9 protein-coding genes are annotated in these 13,719 nt (G+C 33.6%); 1 reads left to right on the top strand and 8 read right to left on the bottom strand.

Annotated features, from left to right (window positions below; translation table 11 throughout):
- Window positions 1-12 precede the first annotated feature (12 nt).
- The 7 genes from wecB to HMPREF9144_RS06725 are packed head-to-tail and all read right to left on the bottom strand — an operon-like array spanning window position 13 to window position 9,509.
- Window positions 13-1,170 carry a non-hydrolyzing UDP-N-acetylglucosamine 2-epimerase gene (gene wecB / locus HMPREF9144_RS06755; RefSeq protein ID WP_006045174.1) on the bottom strand — a complete coding sequence of 386 codons (1,158 nt, stop codon included), beginning with the start codon at window positions 1,168-1,170 and terminating at the stop codon, window positions 13-15.
- Window positions 1,167-2,312: a glycosyltransferase WbsX family protein gene (locus tag HMPREF9144_RS06750; RefSeq protein WP_006045173.1), complete on the bottom strand. Its 1,146-nt coding sequence runs from the start codon at window positions 2,310-2,312 to the stop codon at window positions 1,167-1,169. The genes wecB and HMPREF9144_RS06750 overlap by 4 nt, the downstream gene beginning before the upstream one ends.
- The gene (locus HMPREF9144_RS06745; protein ID WP_006045172.1) at window positions 2,312-3,622 is read right to left on the bottom strand and encodes an O-antigen polymerase; all 1,311 of its coding nucleotides are present in this window, start codon (window positions 3,620-3,622) and stop codon (window positions 2,312-2,314) included. The genes HMPREF9144_RS06750 and HMPREF9144_RS06745 overlap by 1 nt, the downstream gene beginning before the upstream one ends.
- A complete protein-coding gene (locus HMPREF9144_RS06740; protein WP_006045171.1) occupies window positions 3,613-5,160 on the bottom strand; it encodes a lipopolysaccharide biosynthesis protein in 1,548 nt (515 codons plus the stop codon). The genes HMPREF9144_RS06745 and HMPREF9144_RS06740 overlap by 10 nt, the downstream gene beginning before the upstream one ends.
- A gap of 7 nt (window positions 5,161-5,167) precedes the next feature.
- Window positions 5,168-6,205, bottom strand: coding sequence for a GumC domain-containing protein (locus HMPREF9144_RS06735; protein ID WP_006045170.1), 1,038 nt, complete (start codon window positions 6,203-6,205; stop codon window positions 5,168-5,170).
- 48 nt (window positions 6,206-6,253) lie between these two features.
- Entirely contained in the window at window positions 6,254-8,881 is a 2,628-nt protein-coding gene (locus HMPREF9144_RS06730; protein WP_040595411.1) for an SLBB domain-containing protein, read from the bottom strand.
- 7 nt (window positions 8,882-8,888) lie between these two features.
- Window positions 8,889-9,509 carry a sugar transferase gene (locus HMPREF9144_RS06725; RefSeq protein ID WP_006045168.1) on the bottom strand — a complete coding sequence of 207 codons (621 nt, stop codon included), beginning with the start codon at window positions 9,507-9,509 and terminating at the stop codon, window positions 8,889-8,891.
- 199 nt (window positions 9,510-9,708) lie between these two features.
- Between HMPREF9144_RS06725 and dinB the strand changes: the two genes are divergently transcribed.
- Window positions 9,709-10,770 (top strand): DNA polymerase IV, encoded by a 1,062-nt coding sequence (gene dinB / locus HMPREF9144_RS06720; RefSeq protein WP_083818108.1) that lies wholly within the window; start codon window positions 9,709-9,711, stop codon window positions 10,768-10,770.
- A gap of 438 nt (window positions 10,771-11,208) precedes the next feature.
- Here the strand turns inward: dinB and HMPREF9144_RS06715 are convergent, their stop codons facing one another.
- On the bottom strand, window positions 11,209-13,263 hold the full coding sequence (locus HMPREF9144_RS06715; protein WP_006045165.1) for a BspA family leucine-rich repeat surface protein: 2,055 nt from the start codon (window positions 13,261-13,263) through the stop codon (window positions 11,209-11,211).
- Between the last annotated feature and the right edge of the window lie 456 nt (window positions 13,264-13,719).

The raw sequence follows: 13,719 nt of genomic DNA, 5'->3' as shown, positions 1-13,719 counted from the left end.
AATGAATTCTATTTATAGACTTAACAAGATATTGACGATTCTTTCACAGGCTTTCCCGTCTCCATAAGGATTAATAGCCTTTGCCATTTGCTGATAGTGGTTGTGGTTTGTCAATAGTTTGCTTACGTTGCTGACAATTTTTTCTTTGTCAGTTCCAACAAGAATGACGGTTCCTGCCTCAACGGCTTCGGGGCGTTCGGTAGTATCTCGCATTACCAACACTGGCTTTTTAAGGCTCGGAGCCTCTTCTTGTATTCCGCCACTATCTGTTAAAACAATGTCAGCCTTTTCCATCATATATATGAAACTGAGGTATTCCAATGGCTCTATAAAGAACATATTGGAGAAATGCGACAGGTCGTTGCCCAATACCTCGTGTATAGATTTGCGCACATTGGGGTTAAGGTGCATAGGATATACGAAGTCTACATCAGGGAATTGAGTTGAAAGTTCTTGAATAGCTTGTGCGATATGAATGAAGCCATTGCCAAGATTTTCGCGTCGATGCCCAGTTATTAAAACCATACGTCTGTTGCCTTGCAGTCTGTCAATATCGTAACCAAAAGTTTTTATTTCGTCTTTTAGTTCAATGTTTAACTGTTCATCAGACTTTATTTTATTAACTACCCAATACAAACTATCAATAACAGTATTTCCAGTAATATGGATTGTTTCTTCGTTTACTCCTTCATTTATCAAGTTCGTAGAACTTGTTGAAGTAGGGGAGAAGTTATAGTTTGAAATTCTACCTATTAACTGACGGTTTATTTCTTCAGGCCAAGGACTATATATATTATATGTGCGCAATCCTGCTTCAACATGTCCAACAGGTATTTGTTGATAGTATGCAGCTAAAGCAGCAGCCATAGAAGTAGTGGTATCGCCGTGAACCAATACAATATCGGGTTGAGTTTGTTTAAAGATATCTCGTAATCCCAATAAAACTTTACTTGTAATATCGTATAAGTCTTGACCTTTTTTCATAATATTCAGGTCATAATCGGGTTTTATTTTAAATATCGATAAAACTTGATCAAGCATTTCACGATGCTGCCCGGTTACACATACTATTGTTTTAACCTTATCACGATGTTTGTTTAGTTCTAATATAAGCGGTGCCATCTTTATGGCTTCTGGACGTGTCCCAAATGTCAGAAGTATTTTTTTCATAATATATTTTCCTTTATAGCATTTAAATAAGCATGACCATACTTTAAGTCTGGCTCAACATAATTACCTTCTCCCCATTCATTCCAAGATTTCAAGAATAGAATTTTATGTTCTTGTGGTTTGGTATCTATTATATTTAAAGCTTGTTCGATATGTTTTTTGAAATTCTCTGGTGTTGAGTTTACATATATACCTTCGCTATTTCCTGCGCGTGGTGTTCTGTCCCAGCCAGGTATAATCATAGGATAAACATTGTCCCATTTATCTTCAGGCGCAAAGAAATTGCTTACAACTTTAGAATAATCTAATTTGAGCGATGGCAAGAATGGAAGTTTCTTATGTAAAACTTGTTTCGCTATACGCATACTTTTGCCTTGATAACACATTTCTCCTCTCGATTTACCGTAAGAATTGATACCATCAAATCCTAAAGCAAGAATATTGTTATATACATCCTTACTATTTTTTAAATTAGGAATGACACGAACTAAAGTTCCATCAGTATTGCGTTTAATAGTTGAAGTATTAGCTATTTGAGCAATAAAATAGACTCCAGGTAATCCATTTTCTTTTGCCAGCTTTCTCCATATCTCCATAAAGATACTTACCTCTTTAAAATGGTAAGGATCATATATTACGAAAATAGGTTTCCCATCTATTGTAATATATCTCTTGTCTTTAAAAGCTGGAAGTACATAATTAAAATGTTTAGTATAATCTTCTTCTCCACCATATTCCATCGGAGCAATTACTTTGTTCTTTCCATCTTTCTGCCAAGTTTTTGTTGTCCATTCATGGTTTGCCCAGCAAAGGCAGAAAGGAAAGTCAGGCTTACCCAATTCCAATACTTCTTGAAAAGGACGCTGAAGTAGTAATCTGCCATTTCCCATCCAATAATGGTAATAGCAAAAGCCTTCAATGCCACATTCTCTTGCTAATGCTGCTTGTTGTTCTCTGACTTCGGGCAGACGTAAATCGTAGAAACCAAGGTCAGCAGGAATATGTGGTTGATAATGTCCTCTGAATTGTGGTTTTGCTTTTGCAACATTTGTCCATTCAGTAAAACCTTTACCCCATACCTCGTCATTTTCAGGAATAGGATGAAACTGTGGTAAATAATATGCTATAACTCTTGCTTTCATTATTTATTTTGTTTTTTAAGAGGAAATTTCTCGAGTAATGCTTCGTGATATTTTAAGTAATAATAAAGTAAAGCGAGCACAATAATGTTTAAGTTTCTTGTGTCTGAGTACGAAAACAGATACATTCCCCCTTGCGCACTTATACAGACAGTGAAATATAAAAGTAATAGTTGGTGCAGTTTTATCTTATTATTATTTGTCTTGTTTCTCTGAAAAGAATAGATAACGAAGAAGTTGAAAACTATAAATATTATTACTGCGAAGAAAGGACCAAAGTCAATGGTGAAGTCGCCTACAAATGTAGAAAAGACTTCATCGTTTATTTTTAGCTTTGAATAGATCTCTCGACGTTCAACATAATTCATAGAAGTTTTGGAATCTACTAATCTTTTAAACAGATTTAAAGTTCTATCACCATATCTAATTCCGTTATCATCTAAAGCATGGTTGTTGAAGTATATATTGCCTTGTCCAATATACCAATTGATAAAGGTTGCAACTCCAGCTTTTTCAGAACCAAAGCGACTGATAGTAATAGCTGCTACAGGTAATGTGATTATAACGATAAAAACAATTCCTATTTTCTTAATAACCGTATTGAGTTTTGGAGAAAGGTATTGTTTAAATAAAAAGTATCCGCAGATGATAGTTAAGAAAGCTAAGGCAACTCCACTTCTTTGTCCACGCATGATAGGCATAATCAAATTTATAACATTCGCAAAGAGGAGACCATAAATAATTTTATAGTTTTTCTTGCTCATAGTCATAAAGTAAAACAATAAGAAAATGCCGATATCAGAAAAAGAATTAAAGAGAATAGCTGGTAAATTACGAATGGCTCCACCTACATTTGAGGCATTGTCAATTTGCTCCATATAGGCTTTCTTTCCTGCTTCAGCATCTGTAAATATAGACATTAAGCCATTGCGGAAATCAGACACAATACCAGGTAAATTCAAAATAGCTACGACTATAATAATGAAAGCAATTATTCGTAAGATATTTGTTTTTGGGTAATCTATTCTATCGGTAGGATTGGCATGTTGATAGATAGCAGGTGTTAATGCTATCATCATCATCGTGTATAAATATAAATAAGGGAAGAGCGTTAATGGTTCATAGTTTGTAAGTTGTGGAATAGAATCATCGTTAATGGTCATAATTGAGAAGACCGCATAGATAATATACATAACAATGATGAAGCTACCAGCATCAAAATTCTTATTTTTATGTTGATACCAAATCAAAGTTATTACCCATAGTAATATGAGAAATGCAGATAGTATATAATTACTTTCAATTACCGACATATGCGTTTTGCTATAAATGAATTAACATAATTATAGATAATCTTCTTTTCTGTTTTGTTCGTTCCTATCAATAATGCAGATACAATAAAGAAAATTGGTGAATATAGGAAAACAATAATTACTCGTAAGGTATTATGTTCGATATTCTGATGTAGTAAACAACTACTCACAATCCCTAAGGTAAGTATAAGAACTCCAGGGATAACTAACGATTTTAGATAAGAACTTATAGAAAATTGTTGATAATATTCATGTAGACAAAATAGTCTTACTATGTGTGCAAGTATTGATACGACAATCATAGAAATAAGGGCAAAATAAGATGGTAGATGTAATGTAAAGCAAACATACGAAATTGGTAAGCATAAAAGTGTAATACTCTCAACTTTTAAATGATATGCTTTAACTTTCCCAGTTGCTTGAATAATTGCAGTAATCGGATTATTCATCGATAAACACACAATGTAAATAATAATAAGGCGAGAAAAAATTATAAAATTCTCATTTGTGATACCCAACCACCAATTTAATATATTTGGCATTTCTATGATGATTGGTATACCAATAGCAAAAAGGGCATAGAGTATAAGTTTGTTTCCAACAGAAAAGAGTTTGTTAAGGTAGATGAAATTATCTTCTGCATAAGCTTTTATCATTGCTGGACGTAAAGGAATAATAATACTATTACATAATGCTCCAAACGCATTATTGATTTGTAAAGCTACACCAAAAGCAGCATTTATAGTTGCTCCAAAAAATATATTCAGTAAAATAATATTTCCTTGTTGCATTCCAATATTAGCAACATTGCCAAAGAGTGTCCAACCAGAAAAAGAAAGTAATTCTTTATATAACTTTCGGTCTGTTGTTTTCCGATAATGACATTCTTTATAATGCGCTTTTCCATATAATATGTATATTATGAAGATAATGAAACTGCTAATCAACAAGCACATTCCATAAAAAGAAAGGTTATCTATCATAAACATTCCAATTAGTATGGCTGCACCTAATCTGAGTAAACATTCGATGGTAGATACAATAGCATAGACGCCTATATCTTCGTGAGCAAAGATAGCTGCAGTATATGGAATTTGAAACAAGGAAAAAATAAAAGTAAATATGGTAAATTGATATAAACACATAACAGCTGTCATTCTTGCAGCTGGAATTACTAATTGAGTATTAACGAACCACAATCCAATCGTCTCAAATAGTAGGATAATAAGAATAGAAAGTATTGCAATGATGTTAATACACGAAGAATAAATCTCTGTTTGTTTTTGAATATCGTTTTTCCCAATATAAAAAGAGAAAAATCTTTGAACTGAAAGTGAAAGTACACCTGTTAAAAAAGAAGCAACTGTTACTACACCTGCTATCGTGTTGAAAATTCCATAATCTTCAACTCCTAACCCTTTGATGATAACACGTACAATATAAAGGTTTAGAAATGTAATAACCAACATACGAACAAACAAAAATAGTGTGTTCGATGCTATATTTTTGGTTTTTGCTGATTCTTTTATATCGGGCATATTAAAGTTAATGCAGTATATCCCTTATTACGTAAACTGACAAAATAATAAACGCAGATATAAACATTTCGAGCACAAATAACATTCTTTTAGGTCCCGAAGGCTTTACAGGAACTTCTGCTCCTTGGATAGTTGTAAAGACTGGAGTACGTTCTTGTAACTTTGCATCAGCAGCCTTAAGTTGTGCAACAAGAGTAGTATAGGTGTTATATTTTAGTTGCATATCGTTCTCTAAGTCATTTTGTTTAAGTTTTACACTTTCCAATACAACATCCATATCAGCATCACTGATTTTCCCATATTCTTTACGAACCTTTTCGTAGTCGCGTTTAGCCTGATTTACTAAACTTTGGTAATGGTCTACATCGTTTCTTAATTTTCTTGTTCTATATTCGATAATATATTTTTGTAGCTGTGTCCTAGTTGCATCGGCAAGCATTTTTGCTACCATAGGGTCTTGTGCTACGGTTGCAATACTTATGATACCAGTTTTCTTATCGGTACTAATTTTAATATTATCTCTCATTCCATTCACAAGATCGTTGTCCGTCTTTGAAAGTTGGTACGGATTAAATTTCTCAGGAGCAAAATTATTAGTATTTTTAGGTGCTAATTTTTTAAGCATCCATATATAAGTTTTTTGCCACCAAGTTATTTTTGTATGATATTTAAGATAATTATAATAATCGGTATTGACCTTTTTGTCAATGGTTTGCACATTAACCTTAAATAATGCAGTTGCAAAACCATTATCTTTCATCAAGTCTGGATACAACAACGGAGAAATAGCATCGGAACTTTTCCCTGTTGGTAAATCGAAACCAAACGAAGAGGCTATATCTCCTAAAGAACCAACATCCATAGATGGACTTGCTTCTGGTGCCATAGCTGTTTCGCTTGTGTATGTTCTTGGTACACAAAGAATGATATAAGATGATAATGCAATAACAATTGGCAATATTATAAAGAATAATTTCTTATGCTCTCTGATTTTCTTAAATACCAATCGTAAATCTATTTGTTTTACATTCTCTTCGTTTTCCATTAATTCAATATTTTAAATATATGGTAGTTGTTAAAACAGAACGATTTCTTATTTCAAAATATTAGCAAGTGTTGCAAGCACGGCTGCCATACTTGATGTACTTGAGCCGATGGTCATAAGTTCTGCAAGACTCATTCTTGCACGAGACTTACTTGGGACAATAATTTCACATCCTGGTCGTACCTTTGCATTGTGTCCAACTTTTGCGAGCGTACCATTCATATATAATATGTAAGTACGGCTCTTTTTTGCATCGGACGAGAATCCGCCGGCTTGATCTATGTAATAAGCTACATTTTTTCCTTCGCGATAGCTTACTGTATTCGGATACATTACTGCACCATTTATTTTTACTGTACCATTATATTGTGGAATGATAATACGATCTCCTTCACGAAGAATTAGGTCAGCGTCGCTTCCAGGAGCGGCTAGAGCTTTATCTAATTCTATACCCACAGGATAAGTTTCAGGTATTTGGAACTTCTTCATTAGCGAATCTTGTGTTTGCTGTGAAGCTTGCAAAATACCTGCTGCATTTGAACTTTTAGCTGCAAGGTCGAGGAAACTCTTATTTTCTTGTTCCATCTGCATTTTGTAAACAGCTTCCATACGCATTTTTTCAATCTTATTTGGTCTGCGTTCCAATCTAGCTCCTTGAATATAAGCTAAATTAGTTGCTCCACCAGCAGCTTTAAATATATCGGTTAAACGCGTATTACGTCCTGTAAGCGAATAGCTTCCTTCAAACAATACTTCTCCCTCAATACTTACATTCTGTTGTTTTGTTGTACCAGGACTTTTACGTACAAATACTTGGTCGAAAGGTGCGAGAATAAATCCAGGCTGACCATCTATAACAAAACCATCTTTCAAACTAAAGGTAAAACTTTGTGCTATAATAGAATCAGAGGTTGTTGCTTGCGGGTTTACAATTCTTCGTGATACATCTACTCTTACTGTAGATGCTGTTTGTTTTAATCCACCAGCTTGTAGAATAAAATCTTCAAGAGTTTCGTTGTCGGCATATTTATATCTCCCTGGATATTGAACTTCTCCATGAATAGTTAGGATTCGTTCTTCTTGAACATCTGTTCTTGTAGGAACAAACAGAACGTCTTCGTTTTGTAGAGGAATGTCTGCAACTTTGCCAAGTAAAATTCCTTCTACATCTACAGAAATTACTTCCAAAGTACGATCAGCCTTCATACGGTGCATAACCGCATGAGGTCCGAAAGCAACCTCTGTTAAACCTTCTGCAGCTTCAACCAAATCGCGTACAGTATTTATTTGTCCACCTACTTCATACATACCAGGTCGGAATACGGCTCCTTTTATTTCTACCATATTTTCATAGCGTGGAATAACTGAATCTACACTTACCGAGTCTTCATCGGCAAGTTTAAAACGGTTCATATCAAACTCGCTTACATTATATATCGAATATTGGCGTCCCGTTTTTCTTCTTACGCGAACAGATTTAGTATAAGCATCTCCAGCAAAACCACCTGCGTAATTAATGAGTGCCCCTAAGTTTTCGTTACGTTTCATTTCGTAATACATAGGGCGTTTTACTTTACCACTGATATTAACAAGAACTTCGTAGGCATCTACAGCAATTACATCGTTATCAGCCAATCGAACATTTCCTGTTAATTTTCCACGTTTTAGGAAATCGTATATATCCACGGTGCTTATAAGTCGTCCCTGTCTATAAACTTTAATATTACGAAGCGTACCAAGGTCAGTAATACCTCCTGCCATATATAAAGCATTGAAAACAGTGGTAAATGCAGACAGTGTATAAGTTCCGGGTGCTTTTACTTCGCCTACCACATTCACTAAAATGGTGTGTGTTTGTCCAACTGATAGTCTTATTTTCGAGTTACTATAACGTTTTCCCAATTTAGCCCTAATTCTATCATTAGCTTGTTTTACAGTGAGTCCACTTACTTGAATAGGTCCGAATCCTTCTATAGTAACATTTCCATCGGGAGCAACAGTGGTATCATACGATTTTTGTGATGCTCCATAAATATCAATAAATACAGCATCTCCAGGTCCTAATCGATAGTTTGCAGGGAGTGCCATATTCATATTAGGTTCAAATGATAGATTTCTATTGTTGAATATATCACGCCCCCAAACTTTCTTCTTTTTCTTTTTTAGTTGCTTTAAAAGGTTTTTATACATCGTAGCTGTATCTTGTGGCAACCAATCGTCCATTTCATCTCTCATTAAGAGATAATCTTTGTCGTCCTCATCATAAGTGTTTTGGTGGTTAGTCTCAGCATCTAATCTTTTATCTGAATATTTTCTTGCTTCGTTTTCCGAATCTTCATAGTCTTGCATTGTTTTTTCTGCAATCTTCTTCTTGTCAAGTCCGGGACGTGTTTGTCCATTATTCTTTCTACTTCTATCGTTATTTCCATCTTTACTTGATACATTTCCTAACGAAGAATTACCTTTCTTCATCTTCTCGTATGTGTCTCTCACTCTTCTTATTTGAGAGATATCTACACCATTCTGCATCAACTTTGTTACTATTTGTGCTTGTGATGTTCCTTTATTATGTTCTTTCACAATGAATTCCATTACTTGTGAATCGGACATATTCGATTGTGCATAGGTATTTAATGCGCTTAGCATTATGAAGAATAAAAGGACGTATCTTTTCATATCTTATTTAAAATTTATTTCCACTAATGATATTTACGAATGTTTTGATAATTATTTTGAAGTCTAGCCAAAGAGAACGCCTTTCGAAATAACTTATATCCATCTGAAGACGTTTCAGCATTTTTTCCATTGTGTCAGTATATCCATTATATAATGTAGCCTCGGATGTTAATCCCGGTCGCATATTATAGATAACAGTGTAGAGGTCTGTATGCTCCATAATTTTGTCTATAAAATATTTACGTTCCGGTCTTGGTCCTACTAACGACATATCGCCCACCAATACATTCCATAATTGTGGTAATTCATCAAGGTGGTGTTCACGAAGGAATTTCTCAAATGGGGTAGAACTTTTGCAACTTGTTTTTGCAATTAGTTGTGGCGTATTTTTTTCAGTCTTCTTACTAATTGTGCGAAATTTGAGAATTACGAAAGGTTTCCCTTTATATCCAATGCGTATTTGACGAAAGAATATAGGACCATTCCCTTGAAACTTCATCAACACAGAAATAATTATAAATATGGGAGAAAGCAATATTAATCCCAAAGCAGACATAACAAAATCTAAGGTTCTTTTTATACCTCGTTGTATGCTACCCATGGCATCGGTTTGTGTTGCTTTACTCATTGTTATTCGATTCTTATTTCAGTCTGATTCAAAGTTTTCTGAAAACTCATTTCTTAAACGAGTGTATCAGATGTAAATGGCTATAATTTAAGACGCCACTTAATATAAACTCTGTTTTCCAAAATTTGTTGCAAAGATAATGTTTTTTTCTTAAATACTTTTGTTTTTTGTGTATCTTTGCATAAGAAAAGATTCAACATTGCGTAAAATAATCCACATAGATATGGATGCCTTTTTTGCTTCTGTAGAGCAAAGAGATAATCCAAAATTAAAAGGTTTACCTTTGGTAGTATGCCGCGATTTACCTCGTAGTGTCGTAACTACAGCGAGTTATGAGGCTAGAAAGTATGGTATACATTCGGCAATGTCATTAGCTCAGGCTAAGAATCGTTGTCCTAATCTTGTTATTGTTGAACCTCATTTTCAAAAATATAAAAAGGTCTCACAACAAATTCATTATATTTTTCATAAATATACTGATTTGGTTGAACCTATTTCGTTAGATGAGGCTTTCCTCGATGTAACTTATAATAAATATGGTATAGACTTAGCTGTCGATTTAGCTAAAAGAATAAAGGAAGATATATACCGCGAAACTAATTTAACAGCTTCTGCAGGTATCAGTTATAATAAATTATTAGCAAAAATAGCTTCCGATTATCGTAAACCTGATGGTATTTTTTCAATTCACCCCGATAACGCATTAAGTTTCATTGGCGATTTACCTATTGCTAAATTTTGGGGAGTTGGTCCTAAAACTGCGCAAACAATGTATAAAATGGGAATTTATAAAGGCGAACAATTACGTAAAGTCTCACTTATACATTTAACACAAGTTTTTGGTAAAATGGGTTCCATATTTTTTAACTTTGCTCGTGGAAAAGATAATCGTCCTGTTGAAGCTTTTCATGAACGTAAGTCGGTAGGGTGTGAAGAAACTTATTTGGAAAATCTTAATAAAGAATCTCAAGTAGTAATAGCATTATATCATCTCGTTATAGAATTAGTTGTGCGCATAGATAAAGCTAAATTTGAGGGACGTACATTGTCGTTAAAAATAAAGTGGGATACTAAAAATCAAGTGTCAAGAAGTATCACGACAGGTAAGTTATTGAAAACGAAAAAAGATATTCTCCCATTGGCTAAATATCTTTTACGACAAACTGAATATCGTCATCGTACCATTCGTCTACTTGGTCTTTCTGTAAGTGGCGATGTTTCGCATAAGTGGGAAGAAGGCTTTTTAGATTTCAAAGAATAGTTCTTCTCCTAATTAACTGGAACAACTGCTATTCTTGCGTTGTTTCACACCAGTTTAATACCCTATCATCGTATAATCTCACTGTTATCGTTCTTTTGGTGTTTTAGCTATGGACTTTGTATCCTACATTTTTATTTTTATAAATGGTGTATGTCTTAACTTTGATTTATCGTATATAAATAGTGCTTGTTCTGAAGGAGGACCACATAGCCATATCTGTACGATATCTCTTTATCAAGTTTAATGGGAAAATAATTTCGTCTGTTAAACTTAGGATAAAACTTGTGTACAAAACTTGTTGTTCTGCAATAAATTATAATACATAACAACCGCCATCATTAAGTTTCTAGCTCTTTGATAGCGGTTGTTCTTGTTAATAGATATAAAGTAACTCCTTTTATCTATTGTGTTTGTGAAGAAGTCTACTTTATAAAAGTTTTATTTCATAACTTTCTTTACTTTACCATTGCTCATACGAAGTATATTCACGCCATTTTGCATTTCAGATAGTTTTTTACCGTCGAGCGAATAGATACCTACAATAGTTGTGTCTGTGTTATCTATAGATTTATCTATACCATCGACAGTTTTCTTAGTGAAGTATCCTGTTTCAGGATTAGCCATTTTCACGTCTACTTTATTTTCATCGTAAGCAACAGCACCTTTCAACTTTGAACAATAACTAAACATACTTGTAGATTCTGCACATTTCCAAGCGTAGTCGCAATAAATAGTCTTCATTTCTTCGCAAGCAAAGAACATTGAACCCATATCGGTTACTTTCTCTAACTTAAAGCTTGAAAGATTGAGCGAAGTAAGTGCATCACACGAAAAGAACATAGTGTTTGTGTTGGTTACATTCTCTGTATTGAAATGAGAAAGATCGAGAGAAGTAATTTTTCTACAACCAGAGAACATACCACGCATATTTGTTACCTTTTCTGTATTGAACTTAGATACATCTATCTTTTCCATTTCGAGGCAATATTTAAACATTGCACCCATATCGGTTACATTCTCTGTATTGAAACCAGAAAGATCGAGTGATGGAAGTGAAGAACAATAGAAGAACATAAACGACATATTTTTTACATTCTTTGTATCAAAGCTCGATATCTTTAACGATTTCAGTGCTTTGCAATATGCAAACATACTATACATATCGGTTACATTTTCTGTATCGAAATGAGAAAGATCGAGAGAAGGTAATGCTTCACAATTGAAGAACATTCCATACATATCGGTAACTTTGGCAGTATTAAAGTTAGATATATTGAGCGAAGTTAAAGCGGAACAACCAGAAAACATACCTTTCATAGTAGTTACTTCTGGAGTATTGAAACTTGAAAGATCAAGCGAGGTAAGAGCTTTGCTATTTGCAAACATACCATACATACTAGTAACTTTTTCTGTGTTAAAGTTAGGAACTTTTAGTTCTGCAAGTACAGTACAAGCAGAGAACATAGAAGTCATATCTGTTACGTTTATTGTATTAAAATTCGAAAGGTCTAAAGCTGTTAGTTCTGAACAGTTTGCAAACATACCATTCATATCGGTAACATTTGCTGTATTGAAGCCTGATAAATTAAGATTAGTAAGAGCTGTACAACTAGCAAACATTCCGTTCATTGTTGTTACATTTTCCGTATTGAATTTAGATACATCTAAAGAAGTAAGTCCGCTACAACCAGAGAACATTCCTTTCATATTAGTAACTTTCGCTGTGTTGAATCCTGAAAGATTAAGTGATGTAATACCTTTACAATAAAAGAACATAACACCCATATCTGTTACATTCTCTGTATTAAACTTAGAAAGATCGAGCGAAGTTAATCCAGTACAGCAAAAGAACATAGCTCGCATATCTTTAACTTTTGCAGTATTAAAATTAGAAAGATTGAGTGAAGTTAATCCGGCGCAGAAATTAAACATAGAGTTCATATCTGTAACATTCTTTGTATCGAATGTAGAGAGATTAAGTGAAGTTAGCGAAGCACATTCTGAGAACATAGAATTCATATCGGTAACTTTCTCTGTGTTAAAGTGTGAAAGATCAACAGAAGGTAAAGCATCGCAATGATAAAACATGTGCGACATGTTGGTTACATCAGTTGTGTTTAAGTTTTCAATTCCTTTCAACTCTTTTAATACAGTATACTGAGCAAACCAATAATCGGTGCTTATAGGATGAAAATCTTTAAACGATTCATCGAAAACAACCTTTGTAGTTGTTTTCTCTCCATCTTGCGAATTACCAGACCAAGCAGGTATTTCGAGCCCACTTTCTGTTTTTTGCTTTTCGTTAATGCTATAAACAATTCCTTTTCTACTACTTTTCTGATTGTCGTAATAGAAAGTCATAACCTTTTCGTTTAGGTTTTTCTCTACGTAAGCTTCTTTACTTTGTGCGTACAACTGTTGCGGTAAAGCAAAAAGTGCAGTAGACAGTAAACTAAAAACTGCACAAGTAGTTTTTAATAGTTTGTTTTTCATTGATTTTCAATATCTCTCCTTAACTCTCTATTAGAGAGAACGTCTTACAGAGACTGGGACGTTAGGGTTATTAATATTACTTTTTTCTTAAATATCTACGATATAAAAACGTAAAGCCTTATCCTCAACCCTAATAATAGAGTTTTGGATAGAAACTTTTAAATTACATAAAGGATAACTTTAAAAACAAATTATTCACATCTATACTCTCATTCATTATAATGAATGAAACATAGTGTAACTTTTTCGTTCTTCTCTTCATTATTCTTATATATGGTTTAGGACGATAGTTTATTATACGATTGCAAATATAAGGTTTTCCTCTTAAATTTACAAAGAAATAATAAGAAAAGGTTTAAGTTTCATCTAATGAAAAAACAGACGATGTCTATATTTATAACGACATCGTCTGTTTTCTTATACATTATTATATTATAATTGTATTATAGATATCTC

The organism is Prevotella pallens ATCC 700821 (assembly GCF_000220255.1).
In the GTDB taxonomy this organism is placed as follows: Bacteria; Bacteroidota; Bacteroidia; order Bacteroidales; family Bacteroidaceae; genus Prevotella; species Prevotella pallens.
The sequence above is the reverse complement of the archived record's forward strand: the minus strand, read 5'-3'. Positions and strand labels throughout refer to the sequence as shown.